Source organism: Cryobacterium sp. PH29-G1, assembly GCF_030063365.1.
Classification (GTDB): Bacteria; Actinomycetota; Actinomycetes; order Actinomycetales; family Microbacteriaceae; genus Cryobacterium.
In genome coordinates this window covers 367645-393056 of the sequence record NZ_JASISY010000001.1, presented here as the reverse complement: position 1 = coordinate 393056, position 25412 = coordinate 367645, and the positions used below count along the sequence as shown (strand labels likewise).

Sequence of the window (25412 nt, the reverse complement as noted above, 5' to 3'; positions counted from 1 at the left end):
ATGAGTGACTACCGTTCCTCGTGCGCCTGAAAGTTCCACTGTGTCCCCGACCCCAACGGCGATCAAGCCGCCGCGTGTTGGCCGGCGCGGCCGCCCCGCCCCCACCGGACCGAGAGCGCGGTTCAGCCAGCTGCTGCCTTACCTGCTTGAGCACAAGAAGGTACTCGCCGTGGTCATTGTGCTGAGCGTGCTCGGCGCGGCGGCGAGCCTGGCCCAGCCGTTGCTCGTGAGCCAGGTCATCACCATCGTGCAGAACGACAAACCGCTCGGTTCCCTCGTTGGCCTGCTGATTGCCCTCGTGGTGGTGTCGGGTCTGATCAGCGGATACCAGCACTATTTGCTGCAGCGCACCGGCGAGGGTGTTGTGCTCTCCAGCCGCCGCAAACTGGTCGAACGCTTGCTCCGGCTGCCGATCAGCGAGTTCGACGCCCGTCGCACCGGCGACCTCGTTTCCCGCGTCGGCAGCGATACCACGCTGCTGCGCGCGGTGCTCACCCAGGGTCTGGTTGAAGCGATCGGCGGATCGCTCACCTTCCTCGGCGCGCTCGTGGCTATGCTCGTGATCGACCCGGTGTTGCTCGGGCTGACCGTACTCGTGATCGCGGTGTCGGTGGTCACCGTCACGCTGCTGTCCCGACGCATCCGCACGGCCAGCCAGGCCGCCCAGGCCAAGGTCGGCGACCTCGCCGCGAGCGTGGAACGTGCCATCAGCGCGATCCGCACCGTGCGCGCCTCCAACGCGACCGCACGCGAGACGTCTGTGATCGAAGAAGACGCTCGCGGCGCCTGGCGGATGGGCATCAAGGTCGCCAAGATCAGCGCCCTCGTCGTACCGATCGCCGGCATCGCCATGCAGGTGTCATTTCTGGTGGTACTCGGTGTCGGCGGTTTTCGTGTGGCCAGCGAAGCCATCACCGTGGCCAACCTGGTCGCGTTCATTCTGTTTCTGTTTCTCATGATCATGCCCCTCGGCCAGTTCTTCGGAGCGATTACCTCGGTGAACTCGGCGCTCGGGGCGCTCGGCCGCATTCAGGAGATCATCGATCTGCCCACCGAAGACCAGTTCGACCGCGATATCGCACCGCTGGCCATGACGGTGGGTGCCGCCAACGAGAAGGTCAACCCCGAGGCCGCCGCAATCAGCTTCGAGAACGTGCACTTCGGCTATGCCGGCGCACCGGCCGAAGACGTCGCGAGTGCCGGCGCCGACGCTGCCCACGCTGCGAAATTCATCGCCGATGACTCCGCTTCCGAGGACTCTCCCGCCGATGACTCCGCCGACGCCACGGAGCCCCGTCCGGTGCTCAGCGGGGTTTCCTTCAACGCCCCGCGCGGTCTGCGCACCGCGCTGGTCGGGCCCAGCGGCGCCGGCAAGAGCACGATCCTCGCCTTGATCGAACGGTTCTATGACGTCGACGCCGGCACGGTGAGACTGGGCGGGTTGGACATCCGTTCGTTGGACCGCATCGCGCTGCGTGCCCAGATCGGGTACGTCGAACAGGATGCGCCGGTTCTCGCCGGGTCGCTGCGCGACAACCTCACCCTCGCCACGCCCGATGCCACCGACGACGAGTGCATCAAGGTGCTGCACGCGGTCAATCTAGGCGAGGTGCTCGACCGCGATCCGGCCGGTCTCGGCGCCGCGGTCGGCGAATCCGGCGTCAAACTCTCGGGCGGCGAACGCCAGCGGCTCGCGATCGCGCGGGCGCTGCTCGCGGCTCCGCCGATTCTGCTGCTCGACGAGTCCACGTCGAGTCTCGACGGCAAGAACGAGCAGATGATGCGCGAGGCCATCGATGCCGTCGCGGCCGACCGCACGCTCATCGTCATTGCGCACCGGCTGTCGACCGTGGTGGATTCCGACCAGATCGTGGTGCTCGACCACGGCCAGGTCGTTGGCGTGGGCACGCACTCCGAGCTCGTGGTGTCGACGCCGCTCTACCGCGACCTCGCCAAGCACCAGCTGCTCGTCTAGGCCGTCGGGGTGCGGGGGTAGCGCAGCGTCACCAGCTGGAACGGACGCAGTTCGAGCAGGAGCGCGGCGTTGCCATGGGCGTCGTCACCATTCTCAGCGTCGCCAGCGTTCTCGGCGTCACGTTCGGCCGATACCGTGCTCCGACGCTCGAGCAGGTCGGTGTCGTAGGCCGCACCCGCCGGAAACGAGCGGATGACCCGGGCCCGGGCCCGGGTGCCGTGCGCTTCGTAGAGCCGCACGATGACATCACCGCTACCGTCTTCGGCGAGTTTGACGGCCTCGATCACGACCGCCGGATTGTCGACCGTGAACAGTGGGTCGATCGGCACCGCACCCACGCCGGTCACGGTGCGCAGGGGCAGGTTCAGTCGATACCCCGCATCGACCGCATCGGGAATGGCGGCTCCGACGAGCAACGCCACGCGCAGTTCGTGCCGCCCCTGATCTGCGGTCGGATCGGGATAGAGCGGGGCGCGCAGCAGGGACAGCGAGACGGTGGTGCCTACCCGACCGATCGCGGCGAATGCGGTGCGGGTGATGGCATGACCGTAGGTGGAATCGTTCGCGACGGCCACTCCGAAGCCGGGTTCGCCGACGTGCACCCAGCGGTGGGCGACCGTTTCATAGCGGGCAGCATCCCACGAGGTATTCGTATGCGTCGAACGGAATATATGACCGAATTGAATTTCGGACGCGGCGCGATCGGACTGCAGGTCGAGCGGGAAATTTAGCCGTAACAGTTTCTGTTGTTCCTGCCAGTCGATGCTGAACAGCAGATCGATCGCGACAGAGTCCCCCGCAAGAATGACGTCTTCACTGATCCGGGACGCACCGAACCGACGGATAATGCGCAGGCCGACCGACCCCGAAGGCAACTCGTCAGCGGCCAATGGTTCGACCGATTCGGCAGCGGTGAGCGCGTCGAAGAGTCGGGCGTGCGGGGTGTCGATGTCCCAGGCATCCCACTGGGTGGGGGTGTCCCGGTGCAGGGTGAGCAGGTTGGCCCGGCTGCCGGGCGGCACGACCTCCCGCTCGGCGCTGCGATCGTAGACCGAGCAGAACAGGCCGTCGGTGTCTATTGCCACTCGCACGTGCCGGTTCGACAGCAGCCAGCCGTCGGCGGTTGGGGTGAGCGTCGCTGTGACGGGTGGCCCCACCAGGTCAACCCGGGGCAGGCTTCCACCGAGCGCGGGCACGCCGGCACGGTCATACGGTCCGGCGTTGAGCACGATCGCGCCGTCACCCGCCCCGCACAGCGCTCGAACGGATGCCGCGATCAGGCCCTCGAGCTCGGCGGCAACCCGCGCATACTCGCGCTCCGCCTGCTGGTGTACCCAGGCGATCGACGATCCCGGAAGAATGTCGTGGAATTGCTGCAGCAGCACGGTCTGCCAGGCCTGTTCAAGTTGCCGGCGCGGATACTCCGCCCCCACCCGAACCGCGGCCGTCGTCGCCCACAGCTCGGCTTGCCGCAGCAGGTGTTCGCTGCGCCGGTTGCCCTGTTTGGTGCGAGCCTGCGAGGTGAGCGTGCCGCGATGAAATTCCAGGTAGAGCTCGCCCGACCACACCGGCGGCACGGCATACTCGGCCTCCGCCGCCTCGAAAAACGCGCGGGGGCTGGACAACTCCACCGTCGGAGATCCCTCGAGCGAGGCGGTGCGGTGCGCGGCCGCGATCATCTCCTCGGTCGGTCCGCCACCGCCGTCGCCCCAACCGAACGGCACGAGGGAGGTATTCGCCGCGCCCTTCTCCGCGAACAGACGCTCGGCCCGGGCCAGTTCGAGCCCGGACAGCTGCGCGTTGTAGTCGGCGACCGGCGGAAAATGCGTGAAGATTCGACTGCCGTCGAGGCCCTCCCAGAGAAAACTGTGGTGCGGAAAAACGTTCGTGTCGTTCCAGGACAGCTTTTGGGTGAGAAACCAGCGGCTGCCGGCCGCCCGCACGATCTGCGGCAGAGCCGCCGAGTAGCCAAACGAATCGGGCAGCCAGACCTCGAGCGGTTCCACCCCGAATTCGCGCTGAAAGAACGCCTTGCCGGTCACGAATTGTCGGGCGAGGGCCTCCCCGCCGGGCATGTTCGTGTCGGATTCCACCCACATGCCACCCACCGGAACGAAGTTACCGGACGCGACGGCCCGACGCACCCGCTGAAAAAGCTCCGGGTAGAACTGCTGCAGCCAGGCGTATTGCTGCGCCGACGAGGCCGCGAACACAAAGTCCGGATATCGGTCGATCAGATCCAGCACGTTGGAAAAGGTGCGTGCTACCTTGCGCACGGTCTCCCGCACCGGCCAAAGCCAGGCGCTGTCGATGTGTGCGTGTCCCACCGCGTGCACGTGGTGGGCACTGGCGTTTGCCGGGCTCGCCAGCACGGCGGCGAGGGTCGCCCGCCCGGCCGCAGCTGTTGCGCCCACGTCATTCGGGTCGAGCACATCGAGGCAGTTTTCGAGGGCGCGCAGAATATTCGCCCGTCGCGGTGCGTCGATGGGCAGCTCCCGACGCAGGCCGTCGAGGGTGAACAGGTCCTGCACAAGCTGCCATACCGGTGTGTCGCGCTGGGCGACATCCGCTTGGCGCAACGAGTAGAGCGGCGTGCTGCCAGCCGTCGTGAGGTCGCCCAGGAGGGTGGGGGTGAAGCTGAAGTCAGCGGCAATATTGGGGTTAGCCGCGGCTTCCAGATAGAGGTCAACGGTGTCGCCGGTCACCGGCACGGTGCGGTTAAGCGATTCCACACCCTTGATGAGGTGGCCGTCGGGGCGGTACGCGGTGCCTTCGGCTTGAAACCCGGGTACGGCGCTGGTGAAACCGAGATCGATGACGACCTCGATGCGGGTGTCCGCGCTGCCGCGCCAGTCTGCGGGAACCGTTCCGGTGAGATGAAACCACACCGTGCCCCACGGCCGGCCCCACGGTTCGCCCACCACGAACGGTACAAACGAATGCGTGACCGCCTCGGCGAACGAGACCGGCTCCCCCGGGCTCTCCCAGACGGTGACCATGAGCGGCACTTTGGCCCGGTAGAGTGCCGGCTGCAACCGCTCGCGCAGAAACCGGTTCAGTCGAGTCTCGACGAGGGCGCTGTCGTCATGCATGGTGGAATCTTACGGCTGCGTCGTCCCCGCTGCACCGTGGATCACAACGGATGCCGCCGCGAGCCCGGATGGGCGCGCCGCCGGGCCCACCTTATGACACCGGGCCAACGATAGATCATGGGCCCACTTTCCGGGCCTGGGCCCGGAAAGGTAGCGAGGGGTGCGCGCACAGGATGGACGGGAAACGGCCCCATCACGGGAGGCGATGGGGCCGTTTTTTTGTTGCGGGAACTAGTCCTTGAGGTGGTAGCGCACGCTCGCGAGCTCGGCGCGCAGTGCCGGCGGCACCTTCTCGCCGAACTTGTCGAAGTATTCCTCGGTGAGGTCGCACTCGGCGAGCCAGCTGGTCTGGTCGATCGCGAACAGCTGGTCTACGGCTTCCTTCGACAGGTCAAGACCGTCAAGGTTCAGACCGTTTTCGGCCGGGAGCAGGCCGATCGGGGTATCGACGGCGTCGGCCGTGCCCTGAATGCGGCGAATCATCCACTCAAGAACCCGGGAGTTCTCGCCGAATCCGGGCCAGATGAAGCCACCGTCGGGGCCCTTGCGGAACCAGTTCACCTGGAAGATCGCCGGCGCCTTGGTACCGAGGTCCTTGCCGACCTTGAGCCAGTGGCCCCAGTAGTCGGCCATGTTGTAGCCGCAGAAGGGAAGCATCGCGAACGGGTCGCGACGCAACTCGCCGACGATGCCGTCAGCGGCGGCCGTCTTCTCGGACGAGATCGTGGCGCCCATGAAGACACCGTGCTTCCAGCTGCGCGCCTGGGCGACCAGCGGAACGTTGGTGGCACGACGGCCACCGAACACGATGGCGTCGATCGGTACGCCGCCGGCGGCTTCCCAGTCGTCGGCGATCGACGGGCACTGAGCGGCTGCAACGGTGAAGCGGGAGTTCGGGTGCGCGGCCGGACGACCGGAGTCGGGCGTCCAGTCCTTGCCCTGCCAGTCGATCAGGTGCTCGGGAGCCTTGTCGGTGAGGCCTTCCCACCAGACATCTCCGTCGTCGCGCAGGGCGACGTTGGTGAAGATGGTGTTGCCCCACATGGTGGAAACAGCGGTGGGGTTGGTGGTTTCACCGGTTCCGGGGGCGACGCCGAAGAAGCCAGCCTCGGGGTTGATCGCCCACAGGCGGCCGTCCTCGCCCTGACGCAACCAGGCGATGTCGTCGCCGATGGTCTCGACCTTCCAGCCGGGAATGGTCGGACGCAGCATCGACAGGTTTGTCTTGCCACACGCCGACGGGAACGCGGCGGCCACGTGGAACACGCCGCCTTCCGGCGAGATCAGCTTGATGAGCAGCATGTGCTCGGCCAGCCAGCCCTCGTCCCGGCCCATGACGGACGCGATGCGCAGGGCGAAAGACTTTTTGGAAAGCAGGGCATTTCCGCCGTATCCGGATCCGAAGGACCAGACCTCGCGGGTGTCGGGGAACTGCACGATGTACTTCTCGTCGTTGCAGGGCCATTCGACGTCGGGACGAGTGATGCCCGACGCGTCGACGAGCGGGTAGCCGACGCTGTGCACGGTGTGCACCCACGGGTCACCGGCTTCGATCATGGTGAGCACGGTTTCGCCCATGCGGGTCATGATGCCCATGTTGAGCACAACGTAGGGGGAATCGGTGATCTCGACGCCGAGCTGCGAGATGGGGCCGCCGAGCGGGCCCATCGAGAACGGCACGATGTACATGGTGCGACCGCGCATGCTGCCGGCGAAGACTCCACGCAGTTCGGCGCGCATTGCCGACGGTTCGGCCCAGTTGTTGGTGGGGCCGGCATCCGCTTCATCGTTGGAGCAGATGAACGTGCGGTTCTCGACGCGAGCGACGTCTTTCGGGTTGGTGCGGGCGAGGAAGCTGTTGGGGCGCCATTCCGGGTTGAGGCGGATGAGCTGGCCGGAAGCGACGAGCAGTTTGGAGAGCTCGTTGGCCTCACGCTTGGAACCGTCGCACCAGACGATCGCGTCGGGTTCGGTCAGGCGGGCAATCTCATCGACCCAGGCCTGCAGGTTCGGGTCGGTGCTGCCCGTACGGGACGGGCGTGCGTCTCCGTTGGTCTGGAGGGAAGAGTTGGTGAGGGTCATATCCTGGCCTTTCCGTGCTACTCGGGTAGGTGCAAATTTGTGGAACGTCGGGCGGCGTTGCTGTTAGACGTTGCATATGGCCAATATTTCGGCTACAAATCAAGGATGCTCCCCTTCGGCGCATAGAACAGGCGATATTGCTAGTTAAGAATTGATGTTTTTTAGATATTGTTAAGGAATGTCGCCTCAAGCCTCCGATCTGATCACCCTCGGCCATCGCATCCGCCATTTTCGAAGCGAACGAGGCCTCACCCTCGACCAGCTTGGCGAGCGCGTGAGTCTTGCCGGCAGTCAACTGTCACTCATCGAGAATGGTCGCCGCGAGCCGAAGCTATCGACCCTGCAGGACCTCGCGACCGCGCTGTCGGTGGACCTGGCTGAGCTGTTGCGCCGGGAGGCGCCGAACAATCGGGCGGCACTGGAGATCGAGCTGGATCGTGCCCAGAAAAATCCGCTCTACGGGGCACTCGGCCTGCCCGTCGTGAAGGTGACCAAGGGGATGCCCCTTGCCGCCGTTGAATCGCTGCTGGGGCTGCACCGCGAGCTGTCCCGACGCGCCAGCGAGGCCATCGCTACCCCGGAAGAAGCTCGACGAGCCAACACCGAGTTGCGGGAGCGCATGCGGGAGCAGGGTAACTATATGCCCGAGATCGAGGAGCTCGCCGAAGAGCGGGTGCGCGCGAGCGGACACATTTCGGGCGCCCTCACTCACCGCGAGGTCAGCGTTATGGCCGATCAGCTCGGTTTCAACCTCATCTATGTGAATGATCTTCCCAACTCCACCCGGTCGGTCACCGACCTTGCCAACGGACGCATCTACCTGCCGCCGGCCTCGATTCCCGGCGGGCACGGCCTGCGCTCGATGGCGTTGCAGGCGATGGGCCACCGGCTGCTCGGGCACGAACGACCCGGCAGCTACGCCGAATTTTTGTGGCAGAGGCTTGAGATCAACTATTTCGCGGCCGCCTGCTTGATGCCGCGGGAGGCATCCGTAGCCTTTCTCTCCAACGCCAAGGCGGAACGCGAGCTTTCGGTGGAGGACTTTCGCGACACCTTCGGCGTGACCCACGAGGCAGCCGCCCTGCGACTGACCAACCTTGCCACCTCGCACCTCGATATGACCCTGCATTTCTTACGGGTCAACGGTGACGGCGCGCTGCAGAAGGGGTATGAAAACGACGATTTGCCGTTTCCGGTGGACGTCACGGGGTCGATCGAGGGCCAATACGTCTGCAAACAGTGGAGCGCCCGCAGCGCTTTCACCCACACCAACCGCACCACCGAGTTCTACCAGTACACCGACACCCCGGCCGGTACCTACTGGTCGGCGACGCAGACCGGGTCAACGGATGCCGGCGAGTTTTCCATCAGCGTCGGCGTTCCGTTCGCGCAGGCGAAGTGGTTTCGCGGGCGGGAGACCACCCAGCGCACGGTCTCGCGCTGTCCGGACGAGTCGTGCTGCCGTCGCCCCGATGCGGATGCCGCGGCCCGCTGGGCCGGCCGGGCTTGGCCGAGCGCCCGGCTGCACGCCCACGTGCTATCGCCGCTGCCGTCCGGCACGTTTCCGGGGGTGGACGACTCCGAGGTATACACGTTTCTGGAGACGCACGCCGCGGAGTCCTAACGGGGTCAGGACCCTGCAGCCGTAGAACGTAGCGCGCCAGCGGGCAAGGCAAGTTCATGCTCGGCGATGGTACGCACGAGGGGACGCTCGGTGCGGGCGTCGCCGTAGCGCACAGTGGCATGCGCATTGAGGCCATCGATGATGCCCAGAAGCTGCCAGGCCAGGGCGGGCGCATCGTCGGTCACGAATTCGCCGCGGATCACACCGGCTTGCAACTGGGCGACCAGGAAGCTCTGCCAGGCATCCATTTGCCGACCCACCTCGGTGGCGAGCGCCGAATTACTGCGTCCCAAACTCCAGGCGTCGAGCCAGATCACGGTGACCGCGCTACGCTCGGGGCCGAGCAGGGTATCGATCAGGGCGCCGAGTGCCTGCACCGAGGTGGGGCAGGCCGCTAGTTCTGCGGCGACCTCGTCAATCTCGGCGGCCACGATCGCCCCGAAGGTGGCTGCCACAAGCACGGTCATGCTCGGCTGGTAATGCGCGACCAGAGCCGGTGCCACCCCGACCCGGGCCGCGACGGCACGTACCGTTACGGCGGCGAGCCCCTCGGTCAGGGCGATTTGGCGGGCAGCCAGGGCGATCTCCGCGGCCCGCTCGGCGGGGCTCTTGCGCCGGTTGCGCGCGGAAAGTGTTGACATGGGACACCAGTGTATATAGTTTGATCTCAGGTTGTTGATCACTCGATCAATAAGAGCCGCAAGGAGAACAGCATGCGCCTGATCGAGGCCCCGTCCAGTCCCGCCTCGCCCACCCGGGTGCAGCAGCCCGATCGCGCACCGCTCCGCGTTGGACTCGTTCAGCACCGCTGGCACGCTGACGCGGCGACGCTCACGACCGAACTGGCCGAGGGCATCCGTCTGGCGGCTGAGGCCGGCGCTCGAATTGTGTTTCTACCCGAGTTGACCCTCAGCAAGTACCCGGGCAACGTGCGGGCCAGCGGCATCCCCAAAGCGGATGCCGAGCACCTCACGACCGGTCCCACGTTCGCCTTCGCGGCCGCCCAGGCTCGCCGGCACAACGTGATCGTGCACGCCTCACTGTTCGAGAAGCCGGCCGACGATGACGAGCCCCTCGACGGCCGCGGCTACAACACGGCGATTCTGGTGTCGCCCACCGGTGATTTGCTCGGTCGCACCCGCAAGACCCACATCCCGATCAGCGCCGGCTATTACGAAGACACTTACTTTAGGCCGGGGCCGGCCGAGAACGCCTACCCGGTCTATACCGTGGCCGGCGCGCAGCTCGGCCTGCCCACCTGCTGGGATGAGTGGTTTCCCGAGGTCTCCCGGCTGTACGGCCTGGGTGGCGCCGAAATTCTGGCCTACCCCACCGCGATCGGTTCGGAACCGCTGTTTCCCGACTTTGACACCCAGCCGATCTGGCAGCAGGTCGTGGTGGCCAACGGCGTCACGAGCGGACTGTTCATGGTGGTGCCGAACCGGCACGGCGACGAGGGCGACCTCACCTTCTACGGTTCGTCGTTTATCTCCGATCCGTTCGGACGCGTGCTCGTGCAGGCCCCGCGGGGCGAATCCGTGGCGCTCATGGCCGATCTGGATCTGGCCCAGCGTGAAGAGTGGCTCAGCCTGTTTCCGTTTTTGACCACCCGCCGGCCCGACAGCTACGCGGCGCTGACCGCGCCGGTCGACCCGAAGCATCCGTACGGCGCAACGGCAATAGAGCAGGCATGACCTGGCGCATGCCGGCCGAAACCGCGCAGCAGGAGCGGGTCTGGATGGCCTTTCCGACCGGCGGTTACACCCTCGGCGATACAGCATCCGAGGCTCACCAGGCTCGCAGCACCTGGGCTGCCGTCGCCCACGCCGTGGCCGAGTTTGAACCGGTGACCATGGTCGTCGATCCGACGGCCCGCGCTGACGCCGCCCGATATCTGGGCAGCGAAATCGAGATCATCGAGGCACCGCTGAATGACAGTTGGATGCGCGATATCGGCCCGAGCTTCGTGCACGATGAAACCGGCCGGCTCGGCGCCATCGACTGGACCTTCAACGGCTGGGGCGGCCAGGACTGGGCCACCTGGGATCACGACGCGCGGGTGGGCCGGTTTGTGGCGGAGGCCGCCGGTGCTGCCGTTGTCTCGTCATCGCTCGTGAACGAGGGCGGCGGCATTCACGTCGACGGCGAGGGCACCGTGCTGGCCACACACAGCGTGCAACTCGACCCGGGTCGCAACCCCGGCGCTACAACGGCGTCGGTCGAAGCGGAACTACGCCGCACCATCGGTGCAGAGCACGTTGTCTGGCTGCCGCGCGGCCTCACCCGCGACCAGGGCCGGTTCGGTACTCGCGGGCACGTCGACATGGTCGCCGCGTTGCCGTCACCGGGCACGATTTTGCTGCACGCGCAGCACGACCCGGGCCATCCCGACTATCCGCTCACCCGTGAATTTCGCGCGCTGTTGACCGCCGCGCACGATGCGGCCGGGCGGTCATTCACGATTATCGACCTGCCGGCACCCGCGACGCTGCGCGACGACGAAGGATTCGTCGACTACAACTATGTCAACCATCTCGTCGTCAATGGCGGCGTCGTGGCCGGCAGCTTCGGCGACGAACATGCCGACGCGCTGGCCCGCGATCTGCTCGCCGCGGCCTACCCGGGGCGCCGGGTGGTGTCGGTCGACGCGCGGGCGTTGTTCGCGCGCGGGGGCGGCATCCACTGCATCACGCAGCAGCAGCCGTCAATACCACCGCGCACGCCAACGCCGGAACCAACTCGGATACCGAACTGATCGGTCAGTTGGCCGCGGCGACCCGATGATTGTGCCAGGCGCGAATCACAAGGAACGGTACGAGCACGGCCGCGATCAGCAGCACGAACGCCCACGCGCCGATGTCGGGCGTCATTATGTTGGCACCCCAAATGACCAGCGCGATCGCACCGACGTTCAAGAGAACGGATGCACGCGGCCGGCTCGGCGCGTTCGCAAACAGTGGCAGGGGCACCGTGGGATTGGCCCAGGCCAGTCGCAGAACGTAGAAAATACCGCAGACGAAGCCGGCAAGAACGAGAATCGTGCCGAATATCATGGCCATGCCGTGGTGCTCCTCAAGTGCGTCGTAAATATGACCATATCCCGCTTCGTCGTTGAAATGCCTATGAACTTTCCATTTGGAAAGTACCTGCTAGTCTGCCGGTAGTGCTGGGGTGGCATCCGCTCACCTTCCGGCGCGAACAAACTGAGGAGCCGACGATGAGCTCAACCAACGATGATCACCTCGACGCGGCCGGCGCCGCACGACTACTCGAGGCGGGGGCTGCTGCCCGTGCCCGCGCCGACAGCGCGGTCGACTATCGCACCCTGGCCCGCATGCAATTCGGTATCGCGGGCAGCATGTTCATTTATCTCAGCGCGTTCCTGTTGCTGGTCGGCAACCAGCAACAGAGCGCGGCGCCGACCGGGTCGACGAGCGGTTTTTCGTACAGCGTCGTCTTGCTCATCCCTTTTCTCGTCTTGAGCCAGCTCGTGATGGGTGCCAGTGCCCGTAGCCGGGTACTGAGAACGCACCGGCGCCTGCTGGTGATCACGCTCGTCGCGCTCGTGCCGTTCGGTGTCGTCGGCGTGCTCAACCTGCTGGGAGTGAGTTACCCCTGGGGCATCAACCTGCTCGTAGCCGCTGCTCCGGCCACTCCCCTGATCTGGCAGGGCGGCATGTTGGCCAGGCGGGCCGGCCCCACGCCACCGCGGGCTCCGCGCACCCCGCTGAATCGACCGGCCCGCATCATGACCGGTTGTCTGGGCCTGTATTTCGGTCTCACCGGCATGCTCGCCGCCTTCAGCTGGTTTGCCCTCGCCGGACTCGGCCTGATGCTGGCACTGGTGGCCTTGTTGACCCTGGCCTCGTCGCGCTGGGGGCTGCCGAGCCTCGGATCCGACTGGAGATCCCCCGAGTGGAACGGTTTCGCCGCGTCGTTCATCCTGCTCGTCACGCTGGCGGTCGTGCTCGCGCGCACCGACTGGAATACCCCGCTGGCAGGTGTCGTCGGCGGCGTGCTCGTAGCCGCTCCGCTCGTCGTGGCAGCCATTCGCGGCGCGCGGTCATGACCGACGCGGCGCGGCGGCATCCGCGTCACGAGCTCGACCCGGCCCTGCTCACCCCACTGCGGTTTTCACTGATGGCGGCGCTGGGAACGGATACCGAGATCGACTTCACGACCCTGCGTCAGCTGCTCGAAACCGAGGATTCGTCACTCAGCAAGGCGATCGCCACGCTCAGCGCGGCCGGCTACCTGGGCGTGCGCAAGGGCTACGTGGCGAACCGTCCGCGAACCTGGCTGCGGGCGACCCCGGCCGGCGGGGCCGCCATGCGGGTGCACGTGGCGGCCCTGCAGGCCATCGCCGGTGGAGCAACTACTTCGGCTGCATCCGGATGGCACCGTCAAGACGAATAGTTTCCCCATTCAGCATGGGATTTTCCACTATATGCCGTACCAGGAATGCGAACTCTGCGGGGTCGCCGAGCCGGGACGGATGCGGCACCTGAGCGCCCAGGGAGTCCCGTACCGGCTGCGGCAGACCCTGCAGCATGGGAGTGTCGAAGATCCCTGGGGCGATCGCCATGACCCGGATCAGGCTCTGCGCGAACTCGCGAGCGAGCGGCAAGGTCATCGCGGCAACACCGCCCTTGGAAGCGGCGTAGGCTGCCTGCCCGATCTGCCCGTCGAAAGCGGCCACCGAGGCGGTATTGACGATGACGCCACGTTCGGCACCGCCCTGGCGGTCGGTGTCACCCAGGGGGTCGGTGAGTTGCATCGCGGCAGCGGCCAGCCGCACGACGTTGAAGGTTCCCACGAGGTTGATGCGGATCGCACGTTCGAAGTCCTCGAGCGGCAACGGCCCGTCACGGCCGACGGTGCGAGCACCGGGTGCGATCCCGGCACAGTTAATCACGATACGCAGCGGTTTCTGGGCCACAGCGGCGTCGACGGCGGTCTGCACGTCGCCGGCACTGGTCACGTCGCCGGCCACGAACCGGGCACGATCGCCGAGGGCTTGGGCGATCGCCTCGCCGGGAGCCCCCGGCAGATCCAAGAGCACGACGGAAGCCCCGGCCTCGTGCAGCGCCCGAACGCAGGCCAGACCGAGGCCGGAGGCGCCTCCGGTAATGAGGGCGGAGCATCCGCTGATAATCATTTAGAGCCTTTCGATCAGGGTGGCGTTGGCCATGCCGCCGCCCTCGCACATGGCCTGCAGGCCCCAGCGACCGTCGGTCATTTCGAGGTGGTTGAGCAGGGTGCTCAGCAAGCGAGTACCCGAGGATCCGAGCGCGTGGCCGAGGGCGATGGCCCCGCCGCGCGGGTTGAGTCGGTCGGGATCGGCGCCCGTCTCCCGCAGCCAGGCCAGCGGCACGCTCGCGAAGGCCTCGTTGACCTCGTAGGCGTCGATGTCGTCGATGCTGAGGCCCGCCCGGGAGAGGATGCGCTGGGTCGCCGGAATCACCCCGGTCAGCATGAGCAAGGGGTCACTGCCCACCACGCTGAAGCTGTGAAACCGGGCGCGCGGGTTGAGGCCGAGCTGGGCGGCTCGTTTTGCGCTCATGATCAGCGTCGCCGAGGCACCGTCGGTGAACGGCGACGAGTTGCCGGCTGTGACGTGCCAGTCAAGTTTGGGGAAGCGTGCGGCGAGGGCATCCGTGCGGAAGGCGGGGCGCAGGGTGGACAGCCCGGCGTGCGCGGTGCCGGGGCGAATGGTTTCGTCCTCGCTGATCACAGTGCCATCCGGGCGGGTGATGGCGACGATTTCGCCGGAGAAATCGCCGCGCTCGGTGGCGGCCGCGGCGAGTCGGTGGGAGCGGGCCGCGTAGGTGTCGAGGGTGTCGCGGCCGAGGTTCCACTTCTGGTTGATGAGCTCGGCGGATACTCCCTGGTTGACCAGGCCATCGGGGTAGCGCTCGTGCATGAGTGTGCCGAACGGGTCTTGCTCACCCCGGGATGAACCGAGCGGGACCCGGCTCATTGATTCCACCCCGCAGGCGATGACCACATCAGCGCTGCCGCTCATGATTGCCTGCGCGGCAAAGGCTGCGGCCTGCTGGCTGGATCCGCACTGGCGGTCGATGGTCGTGCCGGGAACGGTGTGCGGAAAACCCGCGCTGAGCAGGGCGGTGCGCGTCACGTTATTGCCCTGCTCGCCGACCTGGCTGACACAGCCGCCGATCACGTCATCGACCAGCGCCGGGTCGAGATTGTTGCGGCTGACCAGTTCGCGCAGCACGGTGGCCAGCAGGTCAGCCGGGTGGATGCCATCGAGGGCTCCCCCGGGTTTGCCGCGTCCCGACGGGGTGCGCAGAACGTCGATGATGACAGCTTCATTGCTCATATCCCCAGCCTAAGCCCGCCGGGCTGAGTCATCCGTTATCGGGAGCGATCGACCCCAAAACTGGCAGCGCACAACGCAGTTGCAGCGGATGCTCCAGCGTTGTGCGTCGGGCGGGCGTCGTCACGCCCTCGGCGTCATTACCCGGAGAGTGCCCACATGGCCACGGCACTCGCCGCGGCAACGTTCAGCGAGTCGATGCCGTGCTTCATCGGGATCTGCACCACACTGTCGGACGCGGCGAGCGCCTCCGGGGTGAGCCCCTCGCCCTCGGCGCCGAGCAGAAGAGCGAGACGCTCGTGGCTGGCACCGTCGAAGTCGCGCAGGCTGAGCGCATCCTCGGTCAGGGCGAGGGCTGCAACGTGAAAACCGTGCCGGGTGAGCAGGGCGCGGGTCTCGCCCCAGTCGCCGACCCTGGTCCACGGCACCTGCAAAACCGTGCCCATCGATACCCGGATAGCCCGGCGATAGAACGGGTCGGAACAGCGGGGCGTGACCAGAATCGCATCCGCGCCAATGGCGCCGGCCGAGCGAAAGATGGCACCGACGTTGGTCGGATCCGACACGTTTTCTAGGATCACGATGCGCCGCGCACCCGCCAGCAGAGTATCGGCGCTGAGTAGTTCGGGTCGGTGCATCGAGGCGATCAGGCCGCGATGCAAAATGTACCCGGTGAGTTCGGCGAGCATCTCGCCCGGGCCGACAAATACCGGAACATCAGCGGCATAGTCTCCGAGCACGGCGAGCGCCTCGTCGGCCGTGTTGCCGAGTGCCAGCACCGACCGCGGAATGTGCCCGGCGCGCAGCGCACGCTCCAGCACGAGGGCCGATTCGGCGATGTACAGCCCGTGCTCGGTGCCGCGGGCTTTCTTGAGGGCCACGTCGGTGAGGTGGGCATAGTCGACCAGGCGCGCATCGCTCAGGTCGTCGATCGCGATCAGGGGCATCCGCAAAGTCTAACCAGCGGCCCGGTCGCACGATTCCCCGCTCCCCCGGGCCGTGCATCCAACCTCCAGCCAGCAGCTCCGGCTCCAGCTCCTGCTCCTGCTCCGGGCCGAACCAGGAATAGCTGCGCGGATCGCATAACTCCTGCAATTTCACGAGCCCGGCCCAGCGAGCCCCGTGAATCCGGGGCCCGTGCCGGGCCGAAGCTCAAATTGCAGGAGTTATGCGCACCGGCGGCCGGCGCTACTTCGTGGGTACCGTCTGCACGGCCAGGGCGAGGTTGCCGTCAGCGAGGCTGCCCCAGGCGTAGACGACGGTGTTGGTGTGCGCTGCGACGGCGACGTCGGCCGGGCCGATGAGCGCCGCGGTGGTACCGGCGGCGGCGACCGCGGCCGAGATGGTGCCCACCGGCAGCACGAGTACCGACTCATTCGGGTTGGTCAGGCCGGTGATGGCCGGAGCGCCGTTTGCGAGCACGTCGACCGCCGGAGCAGCTGCGACGTGGCGCACCGTGAGGCGGCCCTGGCCGTCACCGGGTGCGGAGGTGTCGTTCGCGAACAGGGCCGCGGTCGGAACTCCGGCTTCACTCAGGTGAGCCACCGCCGTGTAGTTCATTCCGGATGCGACACTGAGATCGACCGGGCCGATGACGGGAGCGCTGGCGTCGACGGCATCCGCTGCGGTGATGGCGAGGGTGTAGCTGCCAGCCGCGATACGGAAGGTCTTGGTGAGGGTTCCGGGTTCGAAATCGTCGATGACCAGCTTGTTGTCAACATAGACGTCAACAACGACACCCGGGATGGCGTGCAGTACCGAAACGGATGCCGGAGCCTGGGCCCGCGTAGGCACCGTCTGCACGAAGAGGGCCAGGTTACCGTCGGCGGCGTTGCCCCAGGCGTAGACGATGGTGTTGGTCTTCGCTGCGATGGCGACGTCGGCCGGACCGAGCAGCGGCGCGGTGGTTCCGGCGGCAGCGACGACGGCGCTGATCGTGCCAACCGGCAGGTCGAGAACGGCCTGCGACGGGTTGGTCAGGCCGGCGACAGCGACGGCTCCGTTGGCGAGCACGTCGACCGCCGGAGCGGCCGCGACGTGACGGACGGTGAGGCGACCCTGCCCGGTGGTCAACGGCGTGGTGTCGTCATTGAACAGGGTGGCAGTGGGAATGCCGGTGTCGCCGAGATGAGCAACGGCCGTGAAGCTGCGGCCGGCCGTGACGGTTACGGTGGTCGAGCCGCTCAGGGCGATGCTCTTCAGCGGGGAGCCATTAGCGCTGCCGCCGAGCACGAGCGGATCCGAGGCGGAGATGTCTACGGTGTGGGTGCCGGCCGCGATGTTGATCGGACCAAGCAGGGTGCCCGGCTCAAAGTCGTCGACGACGACACGGCCGTCCACCGAAATGTCCAGGGTCACGCCGGGAATGGCGTGGAGCACCGATACCGAGGCGGTGCCCGACGACGCGGACGACGCGGGAACGGCCGCCTGCGCCGGTGCGAGCCCGGCGAGAGCGACGAGAAGGCCGGCGGAGATTCCGACGGCGATGGACTTGCGCATTGCTACCTCCAGTGGGGTCGTGACGGAAGGCAGCGGTGCCTCCCTGGTAACAACTTCCCCGACCCCGCGGGTTTTGGATGCATCGGTTTCAAATTTTTCTCAGGTTCGCCCCTGAGCGGTTCGCGGCGAGAGTTGCTGTTCGGGGTTAGAGCGCGTGCAACCGGCCGCGCACGATCGAATCGCCGGAGTGCGCCGGGTCCCCGTCGGCGGGCTCGGCTGAGACATCGACGAGCGGATACTGGGCGAGGTCGACGCTCGCGGGAATGGTGAAGCGGCCGGTGGATCCGTCGAGGAATCCGACGCTGACCAGGCCGGAGGCATCCACTTTGAGCAGCCAGACCTCGCGCAGGCTCGGGCTCGTGGAGTTCGGGGCGTCAAGATCAACGACGACCGAGCGACGGCCGTCATCGGCCACCTCGACCAGTGCCGACCCGCTCGCGGTCCAACCGGGCAGAGCGTCGAGGGTCGCTTCGGCGATCACCCGGTCACGGGGCGCGCCGCTGGTCGTGGCCGCCACACCGATAGCGATGCCGCCCACCAACCCGATGACTCCGGCGGCCACCGCCAAGGGCACCCAGCGGCGGCGAGACAGCAGGCGAACCGGTGCCTTCCCCACCGGCACTGCGGCGACCGGCACAACGGTGACAGGCACAGCGGCGATCGGCGCTGTGCGCACCGCGTCGCTCAGCCCCAATTCGGCGTGGATACCCGCCCAGACCTGTGCGGGCGGAGTGAGCACGCGATCGGACCCGGCCACGCGACCGATGTTTACGACCCGGCGCAGGGCACCGAGTTCAACGGAGCACGCGGCGCACTCGGCGAGGTGGGCCCGTTCCCGGGCGGTGGCGTCACGTTCGGCCAGGGCCAGCAGCTGGAGATCGACCGGTTCGATGTGGACCGGGTCAGCGCTGGTGCGAGCGGCCTCAGTTGGAGTCATCGGAGGCCTCCAGCCGAGCCCGCAGGCGGTGCAGACTGCGCCGCATGTGGCTCTTGACCGTGCCCAGGGGCAGCCCGAGGCTGTCGGCGATCTGCACCTGGGTGAGATCGTCGAAGAAAGCCAGCCGCATTACCTGCTGCGGCACGGGCTCCAGCCGGTCGATTTCGTCGCTGACCAGCACCCGATTGACGACGCCGGCGCTGTCGTCAGCGCGGTGCGACGGAATGGTCGCGGCGAGTGACTCTTCGATCCGCCGCTGGCGCCTGCGCGCCTCGTGGGTGTCGGCGATCACATTCCGCGCGATGCCGATCAGCCAGGCCGGTAGCGGCGAACGCGCCGGGTCGAAGCCGGTTCGTCCACGCCACGCCGCGATGAATACCTTCTGCGTGACATCCTCGGCGTCGGCCGCGTTGGCGAGGGATCGCACGGCGATCGTGAAGACCAACGGCGACCAGCGTGCGTAGGCCGCGGCCAGAGCGCGCTCCTCGCCATTCTGAAAGGCGCGGGTTAGAGCCGCGTCATCGTCGGTGGTTGAGCTCACGTCGGGGTGGGTCCTTCGGGCCGAAACTCGAACGGGGCAGGAACGCGGCAGCCAGACACCTCGGGTGTTAACTTCCGCGCACACCAGCATAGTGAGTTTTCCTCGCCTCAATGGGCTTCACCCGATTGGGCACCACGAGGGGCCACAGCAGCACACCCGACATGCGTACTGTGGCCCTCCACGGGCGAAAACCGCTTACGCTCTTACTTCCCCGATCGAAGGCAAAACGGATGCACCCCGTCGCGTTTCGCTGTCGATGGTTACGGAGTCGGCGTGAGCGTGTACTTCGTCGAGAGGTATTCCTGGATGCCCTCGAGACCGCCTTCGCGACCGAGGCCGGACTGCTTGACGCCGCCGAACGGTGCGGCGGCATTGGAGACAACGCCGGTGTTCAGGCCCATCATGCCGGTCTGCAGTTTATCGATCATGCGCTGCCCACGGGCCAGGTCGGTCGTGAAAACATAGCTGATCAGGCCATACTCGGTGTCGTTGGCGAGGCGCACGGCATCCGCTTCGTCGGTGAAAGTGCTGATCGCCAGCACCGGGCCGAAGATTTCGTCACGCAGAATGTCGCTGCCGGGCTGTACGTCGGCGACCACGGTGGGGGCGTAGAAACTACCGTCACCCTCGATCGCAGCGCCACCGGTGAGCAGCGTCGCGCCACGGGTGAGCGCGTCCTGCACCAGGGAATCGGCCTTCGCGACAGCCTTAGAGTCGATCAGCGGGCCGATCGTGATGCCGGCTTCGGTGCCGCGCCCGATCTGGAAGGCTTCGACCCGCTCGGTGATCCGGCGGGCGAATTCGGCCGCGACGGACTCGTGCACGATGAAGCGGTTGGCCGCCGTGCAGGCCTGGCCGATATTGCGGAACTTCGCGATGAGGGCGCCATCAACGGCCTTGTCGAGGTCGGCGTCGGCGAAGACGACGAACGGGGCGTTGCCGCCGAGCTCCATCGAGGTGCGCAGCACGTTCTCGGCGGACAGCTTGATGAGCGATTTGCCGACCGCGGTCGACCCGGTGAAGCTGAGCTTGCGCAGGCGCGGGTCGGCGATGATCGGCTCGGAGACCGCTCCGGACTGCGACGTCGTGATGACGTTGACGACACCGGCTGGCAGGCCGGCCTCTTCGAGCAAAGCCACAAAGTGCAGGGTGGTCAACGGCGTCAGCGCGGCCGGCTTGACCACAACGGTGCAGCCGGCAGCGAGCGCCGGAGCGATCTTGCGGGTCGCCATGGCGAGCGGAAAGTTCCACGGCGTGATCAGGAAGCAGGGGCCGACCGGGTGCTGGGTGACGATCATCTGACCGGTGCCCTCCGGGTTGGCGCCGTAGCGGCCGCTGATGCGCACGGCTTCTTCGCTGAACCAGCGCAGGAATTCGCCGCCGTAGGCGACCTCACCGAGCGCCTCGGGCAGCGGCTTGCCCATTTCGATGGTCATGAGCAGCGCAAACTCCTGCTTACGTTCCTGCAGAAGGTCGAAGGCACGACGCAAAATTTCACCGCGAACACGGGCGGGGGTCGCTGCCCAATCGGCCTGTGCGGCGTCGGCGGCATCGAGGGCGGCGGCGCCGTCGGCCACGCTGGCGTCGGCGATGGTCTTAATAACCAGGCCGGTGGCCGGGTCTGTCACATCGAGGGTGCGTCCGCCGGTCGCGGCGACCCATTTGCCGTTGATGTAGAGCTGGCCAGGAACGCGAGCGAGCAGCTCGGATTCGTTCGTGCGCGCGTCGGTAACAACTGTCATTGCATCTCCCATACTTGTGTCTGCCCGTCGATCTGACGGTAGTAAGCCTATCTGCGCCCACCCTGAGGGCTGCTGGACGCCCCTGCTGCTTTGCTCAGCCCAACACCAGCGGCACGATCATGCCGACCGTCATTGCCGACATGGCCAGGCCCATGCTGGCGTGTTGCGCGGCCGCGCAGCGCTGGCGAATGCTCGGCCGCTCAGCCCAGCGGCGGGCGGCGGCCACAACGAGCACGACAACGAGAGCGGATGCCGCGATCAGCGCCCACCCCAGTGGCAGAGCGAGCGATCCAACCGCATGCGCGTGTGCTGCGTGCACGGTGACGGGCGCGGCAGCATCCGTTCCAGCGGCCGGAACCGGCGGAAGCATGGCCAGCCACATCGTGGCCATGAAGAGAAGCCCGGCCGCGTGCTGCGCTGCTGATCGACGATCGCTCCCGAGCGCCGATCGAATGCCGGGCAGGCTCGCCAGCATGAGCGTGAGGAGCAGGGCCGCCCAGGCCAGGGGCGAGAGCAGCGTTCCCGGAAGCGCCATATCGAGAGTCGAGACGACCATGGCCAGCGCGAGGGCTGCGGCCATGAACGCCCGCCACGGGCGTCGAGGCCGGCGCAGGTCCGCGAGCCCGCAGAGCACGCTCGCCCCGGTGAGCGCGAGCGCGAGTCCCATCCAGGCCGCGGCCCAGATCTCGATGCCCCCCGCCATGCCCACCGTTGCGCTCATGCCAGCACGCTACGCGTGAACTCGCCGACGGAGTTGTCAACCGGCGCACGCTTGGTGTGCACCGGCGCAGGTCGTGAAGCGCGCACCCGGCCGCGTGAACGCGGTGACGCACTGGTGGCACGAGCGCTACCGCGCCATGCCGTAGATCTGGCCAATGGCTTGCTCGGCTTCATGATCGGGACCGAGCGGGATCCCGGTGCGGTCACGCAGCAACAACGTCGCCGCGAAGGCGATGACCGTGACCCCGGCAATGTAGAAGGCCACGGACAGGGCTGTTCCAGTTGCCTGCACGAGTGCCGCAGCCACCAGCGGAGCGAAGGCGCCACCGATAATCGCTCCGAGTGCGTAGGTGATCGCGACGCCGGAGTACCGGATCGACGCCGGGAACAACTCGGTGAAATACGCCGCCTGCTGCCCGTAGGTAAACCCGTTGCCCACGGTGAACAGCGACAGGCCAAGAAACAGCAGCCAGACGTTCCCGGTGTTGACCAGGGGAAACAGTAAAAACACCGTGGCCAGCTGCACGATCCATCCGATGATGTAGGTATTACGCCGGCCGATCTTGTCAGAGAGACCACCGGCGATCCAGGTCATCGCCAGCCAGACCACCGCTGAACCGGTGACGGCCAACAGCACCGGGGTGCGTTCCATCCCGACGAAGCCGTTCGGATCGGTGGCATAGTTCTGCAGGTACCCGCCGGTGGTCATGTAGCCGGCTGCGCTGTTGCCCGCGAACGTCAGCGCCCCGAGAATGACAAGCAGCCAGTGCTTGCGGAACAGCACGACAATGGGAACCTTAGTCTGCTGTTTACGTTTGGCGATTTCCTTGAACACCGGGCTCTCGTCAACGCTGCGGCGAACGATGTAGCCGGCCACGATCAGCACGAAGCTGAGCAGGAACGGGATGCGCCAGCCCCACTCGAGGAAGGCAGCACCGGGCGAGATTACACCGGTCATCAGGGCGAGCACGCCGGAAGCCAGCAGCAGGCCGAGCGGTACACCGATCTGCGGGAACGCGCCAAATCGGCCGCGCTTCCCGTCGGGTGCATGTTCGACGGCCATCAGCACAGCGCCACCCCATTCCCCGCCAGCGGAGATGCCCTGCAGAATGCGCAGCAACAGCAGGATGACCGGCGCCGCAACGCCGATCTGCGAGTAGGTCGGCAGAACCCCGATCAAAGTCGTCGCCGACCCCATCAGGATGAGCGTGACCACGAGCATGGCGCGGCGTCCGAGCCGGTCGCCGAAGTGGCCGGCCAGGAATGCCCCGATCGGGCGAAACAGGAAACTCACGCCGACCGAGGCGAAGGCGAGCAGGATGCCGATCTGCGGGCCGGCCGGCTTGAAGAACAGCTCGGCGAAGATCAGGCCAGCGGCACTGGCATAGAGGAAGAAGTCGTACCATTCGATCGTGGTTCCGATGACCGTGGCCATCGCCACCCGTCGCCGATCGGACGAGCGTTGAATGGGCGGTGCTGCTGTCGAAACAGATGACATCTGCTGTGACTCCCTTGTCATGGTCGGTCGCACGGCCGACCATGTCCACGGCCTGCGAATTCCATTGCATCGTATATGATTTGAGATACGAACGCAATTGGCGGAGCGGCCCGAATGAAAGATGCTGAAAGGGTTGCATCCTCAGCGAGATCGTATATCATTTCAAATACACACGCAGCGCCGCGAGAGGACACCCTATGCAGAACCCCACACCATTCACCGGCACCCCCGGCAAGGTAATCGCCCTGCACCTGAACTATCCGTCCCGCATCGCCCAGCGCGGCCGCGTACCGGAGCAGCCCTCCTACTTTCTGAAGCCTGGCAGCTCGGTGAGCGCGTCCGGCACCCCGATCGAGCGCCCGGCCGGCACCGAGCTGCTCGCCTTCGAAGGCGAGATCGCCCTGATCATCGGCCGTAGCATCCGCCGGGTGAGCCCCGAGGAGGGCTGGGCGGCCGTCTCGGGCATCACCGCAGCGAACGACTTCGGCGTCTACGATCTGCGCTACGCCGACAAGGGATCGAACCTGAAGTCCAAGGGAGGCGACGGCTTCACGCCGCTCGGCCCGAACGTGATCAACGCCAGAGACGTTGAACCGGATGCCCTGCGCGTGCGCACCTGGGTCAATGGCGTTCTCGTGCAGGACGACACCACCGAGCAACTGGTCTTCCCGTTCGGCCGCCTGGTCGCCGATCTCTCGCAACTCATGACACTCGAACCCGGTGACGTGATTCTCACCGGCACCCCCGCCGGTTCCTCCGTTGTACAGCCCAGCGACGTCGTCGAGGTCGAGGTGGATGCCCCGGGCGTGCCCGGCGCGCCGAGCACCGGCCGATTGGTCACTCCGGTCGTCGCCGGCACGATCGCACTGGCCGAATACGGTGCCCGGCCGAAGATCGACGATCTGCAGCGGGCCGAGGCCTGGGGGTCGGCCGAGGCGGCCGGACTGACCGCTTCGACCGGCGCAGCCTCCGTCCTGACCGAGGAACTCAAAGCCAAAATCAACTCGGTCGGCACCGCCACGCTCAGCTCCCAGCTGCGCAAGCGCGGCCTGAACAACGTCTCGATCGACGGACTCCAGTCCACTCGTCCGAGCAGGCGCCTGGTCGGTCTCGCCCGCACCCTGCGGTTCATTCCCAACCGGGAAGACCTCTTCACCTCCCACGGTGGCGGCTACAACGCGCAAAAGCGCGCCTTCGATTCGCTCCGCCCCGATGATGTGCTCGTGATCGAGGCCCGCGGCGAGACCGGCACCGGCACGGTCGGCGATATCCTCGCGCTCCGCGCCCAGGTCAACGGCGCGGCCGGCCTGGTGACGGATGGCGGCGTGCGCGACGTGGCCGCCGTCTCCGCGCTCGAGATGCCGACCTACTTCGCCAACGCTCATCCAGCCGTACTCGGCCGCAAGCATGTGCCGTGGGACACCGACCTCACCATCGCCTGTGGCGGCGCTTCCGTACAGCCCGGCGATGTCATCGTCGGGGACGCCGACGGCGTTCTGGTGATTCCGCCCCGTTTGATCGAAGAAATCGTCGCGGACGCGATCGAGCAGGAACGCGAGGAGACCTTCATTGCCCAGATGGTCGCAGCGGGCGAGGTCGTCGACGGGCTGTACCCGATGAACGCACAGTGGAAGGCACGGTACCAGGAATGGCTGAAGTAACCGGCCAGGCGGCCGGACTCAGCAAGTCGCAACTCGCCTATCAATGGATCAAAGCCCGCATCTCCGACAGCACGTTCACCCCGGGCTACCGCCTGGTGCTCGGCGCGATCGGCAAGGAGCTCGGCGTGAGCGTCGTTCCGGTGCGCGAGGCGATCCGCCGACTCGAGGCGGAGGGCCTGGTCACCTTCGAGCGCAACGTCGGCGCTCAGGTCGCGATGATCGAGGAGACCGAATATCTCTACACGATGCAGACCTTGAGCGTCGTCGAGGGCGTCGCGACCGCCCTGTCCGCACCCTTCATCACCGCCGACGACATCGAACGCGCCCGCACGGTCAACCGGGCCATGATCGCTTCCCTCGAAGACCTCAACCCGCACCGGTTCACCGAACTCAACCTCGACTTTCACGCAATCCTGTTCGAGAACTGCCCGAACCCGCACATCCTGGAGCTGGTGCACCGCGGTTGGAACCGCATGAAGGTGTTGCGCGACTCCACGTTCAGCTTCGTACCGGGCCGGGCCCGCGAATCCGTCGCGGAGCACGAACAGCTGCTGCAGCTGATCGAGTCGGGCTCGGACGCTCTCACCCTTGAGCTGGCCGCGCGCGCCCACCGCACCGGCACAATGAATGCCCTACTCGCCTTCCAGAAATCGCATCACCCCCACCCAGCATCCGAACCCTCCCCGAGAAAGAGAGCCTGA

At 66.6% G+C, this 25412-nt stretch carries 21 protein-coding genes and 1 pseudogene; 8 read left to right on the top strand and 14 right to left on the bottom strand.

Going from position 1 to position 25412, the window contains the following annotated elements; translation table 11 throughout:
- Positions 1 to 40: 40 nt before the first annotated feature.
- The gene (locus QMK22_RS01810) at positions 41 to 1975 is read left to right on the top strand and encodes an ABC transporter ATP-binding protein (RefSeq protein ID WP_502856816.1); all 1935 of its coding nucleotides are present in this window, start codon (positions 41 to 43) and stop codon (positions 1973 to 1975) included.
- Here the strand turns inward: QMK22_RS01810 and QMK22_RS01805 are convergent.
- Positions 1972 to 5067 (bottom strand): alpha-mannosidase, encoded by a 3096-nt coding sequence (locus tag QMK22_RS01805; protein ID WP_283495911.1) that lies wholly within the window; start codon positions 5065 to 5067, stop codon positions 1972 to 1974. The genes QMK22_RS01810 and QMK22_RS01805 overlap by 4 nt on opposite strands.
- A 231-nt stretch (positions 5068 to 5298) precedes the next feature.
- The gene (locus tag QMK22_RS01800; RefSeq protein WP_283495910.1) at positions 5299 to 7149 is read right to left on the bottom strand and encodes a phosphoenolpyruvate carboxykinase (GTP); all 1851 of its coding nucleotides are present in this window, start codon (positions 7147 to 7149) and stop codon (positions 5299 to 5301) included.
- Positions 7150 to 7327: 178 nt separating this feature from the next.
- Here QMK22_RS01800 and QMK22_RS01795 point away from each other — a divergent pair, with 178 nt between their 5' ends.
- Positions 7328 to 8773: a helix-turn-helix domain-containing protein gene (locus QMK22_RS01795; protein ID WP_283495909.1), complete on the top strand. Its 1446-nt coding sequence runs from the start codon at positions 7328 to 7330 to the stop codon at positions 8771 to 8773.
- A gap of 5 nt (positions 8774 to 8778) precedes the next feature.
- On the opposite strand, the gene QMK22_RS01790 is transcribed toward QMK22_RS01795, so the two are convergent.
- Positions 8779 to 9414 carry a TetR family transcriptional regulator C-terminal domain-containing protein gene (locus QMK22_RS01790; RefSeq protein ID WP_283495908.1) on the bottom strand — a complete coding sequence of 212 codons (636 nt, stop codon included), beginning with the start codon at positions 9412 to 9414 and terminating at the stop codon, positions 8779 to 8781.
- 72 nt (positions 9415 to 9486) lie between these two features.
- Here QMK22_RS01790 and QMK22_RS01785 point away from each other — a divergent pair, with 72 nt between their 5' ends.
- Together QMK22_RS01785 and QMK22_RS01780 are read left to right on the top strand one after the other, a co-directional pair.
- Positions 9487 to 10467, top strand: a complete 981-nt coding sequence (locus QMK22_RS01785; RefSeq protein ID WP_283495907.1) for a nitrilase-related carbon-nitrogen hydrolase — start codon at positions 9487 to 9489, stop codon at positions 10465 to 10467.
- Positions 10464 to 11528, top strand: coding sequence for an agmatine deiminase family protein (locus QMK22_RS01780; protein WP_283495906.1), 1065 nt, complete (start codon positions 10464 to 10466; stop codon positions 11526 to 11528). The genes QMK22_RS01785 and QMK22_RS01780 overlap by 4 nt, the downstream gene beginning before the upstream one ends.
- A gap of 4 nt (positions 11529 to 11532) precedes the next feature.
- On the opposite strand, the gene QMK22_RS01775 is transcribed toward QMK22_RS01780, so the two are convergent.
- On the bottom strand, positions 11533 to 11832 hold the full coding sequence (locus QMK22_RS01775) for a hypothetical protein (RefSeq protein ID WP_283495905.1): 300 nt from the start codon (positions 11830 to 11832) through the stop codon (positions 11533 to 11535).
- Between the two features lie 158 nt (positions 11833 to 11990).
- Here QMK22_RS01775 and QMK22_RS01770 point away from each other — a divergent pair, with 158 nt between their 5' ends.
- Positions 11991 to 12842 (top strand): hypothetical protein, encoded by an 852-nt coding sequence (locus tag QMK22_RS01770; RefSeq protein ID WP_283495904.1) that lies wholly within the window; start codon positions 11991 to 11993, stop codon positions 12840 to 12842.
- Entirely contained in the window at positions 12839 to 13189 is a 351-nt protein-coding gene (locus QMK22_RS01765) for a transcriptional regulator (protein ID WP_283495903.1), read from the top strand. The genes QMK22_RS01770 and QMK22_RS01765 overlap by 4 nt, the downstream gene beginning before the upstream one ends.
- Here QMK22_RS01765 and QMK22_RS01760 read toward each other — a convergent pair.
- From QMK22_RS01760 to QMK22_RS01720, 10 genes and pseudogenes are all read right to left on the bottom strand, one after another.
- The gene (locus QMK22_RS01760; RefSeq protein WP_283495902.1) at positions 13149 to 13931 is read right to left on the bottom strand and encodes a 3-hydroxyacyl-CoA dehydrogenase; all 783 of its coding nucleotides are present in this window, start codon (positions 13929 to 13931) and stop codon (positions 13149 to 13151) included. The genes QMK22_RS01765 and QMK22_RS01760 overlap by 41 nt on opposite strands.
- Positions 13932 to 15116: a thiolase family protein gene (locus QMK22_RS01755; RefSeq protein WP_283495901.1), complete on the bottom strand. Its 1185-nt coding sequence runs from the start codon at positions 15114 to 15116 to the stop codon at positions 13932 to 13934.
- A gap of 137 nt (positions 15117 to 15253) precedes the next feature.
- Positions 15254 to 16060: a TrmH family RNA methyltransferase gene (locus tag QMK22_RS01750; RefSeq protein ID WP_283495900.1), complete on the bottom strand. Its 807-nt coding sequence runs from the start codon at positions 16058 to 16060 to the stop codon at positions 15254 to 15256.
- 241 nt (positions 16061 to 16301) lie between these two features.
- Entirely contained in the window at positions 16302 to 16928 is a 627-nt protein-coding gene (locus QMK22_RS17505) for a DUF4397 domain-containing protein (protein ID WP_502856872.1), read from the bottom strand.
- 207 nt (positions 16929 to 17135) lie between these two features.
- Positions 17136 to 17612 (bottom strand): annotated as a pseudogene (locus QMK22_RS17500) (DUF4397 domain-containing protein); the annotation flags it as partial.
- A 145-nt stretch (positions 17613 to 17757) separates the two neighbouring features.
- A complete protein-coding gene (locus QMK22_RS01740) occupies positions 17758 to 18549 on the bottom strand; it encodes an anti-sigma factor (protein ID WP_283495898.1) in 792 nt (263 codons plus the stop codon).
- Positions 18536 to 19090, bottom strand: a complete 555-nt coding sequence (locus QMK22_RS01735) for an RNA polymerase sigma factor (RefSeq protein WP_283495897.1) — start codon at positions 19088 to 19090, stop codon at positions 18536 to 18538. The genes QMK22_RS01740 and QMK22_RS01735 overlap by 14 nt, the downstream gene beginning before the upstream one ends.
- Positions 19091 to 19350: 260 nt before the next feature.
- Positions 19351 to 20832 carry an NAD-dependent succinate-semialdehyde dehydrogenase gene (locus QMK22_RS01730; protein WP_283495896.1) on the bottom strand — a complete coding sequence of 494 codons (1482 nt, stop codon included), beginning with the start codon at positions 20830 to 20832 and terminating at the stop codon, positions 19351 to 19353.
- A gap of 94 nt (positions 20833 to 20926) precedes the next feature.
- A complete protein-coding gene (locus QMK22_RS01725) occupies positions 20927 to 21553 on the bottom strand; it encodes a hypothetical protein (protein WP_283495895.1) in 627 nt (208 codons plus the stop codon).
- 126 nt (positions 21554 to 21679) lie between these two features.
- Positions 21680 to 23050, bottom strand: coding sequence for an MFS transporter (locus tag QMK22_RS01720; RefSeq protein ID WP_283495894.1), 1371 nt, complete (start codon positions 23048 to 23050; stop codon positions 21680 to 21682).
- Positions 23051 to 23247: 197 nt separating this feature from the next.
- Between QMK22_RS01720 and QMK22_RS01715 the strand changes: the two genes are divergently transcribed.
- Positions 23248 to 24711, top strand: a complete 1464-nt coding sequence (locus QMK22_RS01715; protein WP_283495893.1) for a fumarylacetoacetate hydrolase family protein — start codon at positions 23248 to 23250, stop codon at positions 24709 to 24711.
- Positions 24699 to 25412, top strand: a complete 714-nt coding sequence (locus tag QMK22_RS01710; RefSeq protein WP_283495892.1) for a GntR family transcriptional regulator — start codon at positions 24699 to 24701, stop codon at positions 25410 to 25412. The genes QMK22_RS01715 and QMK22_RS01710 overlap by 13 nt, the downstream gene beginning before the upstream one ends.

What these genes read in the sequence shown, in the direction of transcription:
- QMK22_RS01805 (WP_283495911.1), bottom strand. Translation starts at nt 5,067, where the DNA reads ATGCATGACGACAGCGCCCTCGTCGAGACTCGACTGAACCGGTTTCTG.
- QMK22_RS01800 (WP_283495910.1), bottom strand. Translation starts at nt 7,149, where the DNA reads ATGACCCTCACCAACTCTTCCCTCCAGACCAACGGAGACGCACGCCCG.
- QMK22_RS01795 (WP_283495909.1), top strand. Translation starts at nt 7,328, where the DNA reads ATGTCGCCTCAAGCCTCCGATCTGATCACCCTCGGCCATCGCATCCGC.
- QMK22_RS01790 (WP_283495908.1), bottom strand. Translation starts at nt 9,414, where the DNA reads ATGTCAACACTTTCCGCGCGCAACCGGCGCAAGAGCCCCGCCGAGCGG.
- QMK22_RS01785 (WP_283495907.1), top strand. Translation starts at nt 9,487, where the DNA reads ATGCGCCTGATCGAGGCCCCGTCCAGTCCCGCCTCGCCCACCCGGGTG.
- QMK22_RS01780 (WP_283495906.1), top strand. Translation starts at nt 10,464, where the DNA reads ATGACCTGGCGCATGCCGGCCGAAACCGCGCAGCAGGAGCGGGTCTGG.
- QMK22_RS01775 (WP_283495905.1), bottom strand. Translation starts at nt 11,832, where the DNA reads ATGGCCATGATATTCGGCACGATTCTCGTTCTTGCCGGCTTCGTCTGC.
- QMK22_RS01770 (WP_283495904.1), top strand. Translation starts at nt 11,991, where the DNA reads ATGAGCTCAACCAACGATGATCACCTCGACGCGGCCGGCGCCGCACGA.
- QMK22_RS01765 (WP_283495903.1), top strand. Translation starts at nt 12,839, where the DNA reads ATGACCGACGCGGCGCGGCGGCATCCGCGTCACGAGCTCGACCCGGCC.
- QMK22_RS01760 (WP_283495902.1), bottom strand. Translation starts at nt 13,931, where the DNA reads ATGATTATCAGCGGATGCTCCGCCCTCATTACCGGAGGCGCCTCCGGC.
- QMK22_RS01755 (WP_283495901.1), bottom strand. Translation starts at nt 15,116, where the DNA reads ATGAGCAATGAAGCTGTCATCATCGACGTTCTGCGCACCCCGTCGGGA.
- QMK22_RS01750 (WP_283495900.1), bottom strand. Translation starts at nt 16,060, where the DNA reads ATGCCCCTGATCGCGATCGACGACCTGAGCGATGCGCGCCTGGTCGAC.
- QMK22_RS01740 (WP_283495898.1), bottom strand. Translation starts at nt 18,549, where the DNA reads ATGACTCCAACTGAGGCCGCTCGCACCAGCGCTGACCCGGTCCACATC.
- QMK22_RS01730 (WP_283495896.1), bottom strand. Translation starts at nt 20,832, where the DNA reads ATGACAGTTGTTACCGACGCGCGCACGAACGAATCCGAGCTGCTCGCT.
- QMK22_RS01725 (WP_283495895.1), bottom strand. Translation starts at nt 21,553, where the DNA reads ATGAGCGCAACGGTGGGCATGGCGGGGGGCATCGAGATCTGGGCCGCG.
- QMK22_RS01720 (WP_283495894.1), bottom strand. Translation starts at nt 23,050, where the DNA reads ATGTCATCTGTTTCGACAGCAGCACCGCCCATTCAACGCTCGTCCGAT.
- QMK22_RS01715 (WP_283495893.1), top strand. Translation starts at nt 23,248, where the DNA reads ATGCAGAACCCCACACCATTCACCGGCACCCCCGGCAAGGTAATCGCC.
- QMK22_RS01710 (WP_283495892.1), top strand. Translation starts at nt 24,699, where the DNA reads ATGGCTGAAGTAACCGGCCAGGCGGCCGGACTCAGCAAGTCGCAACTC.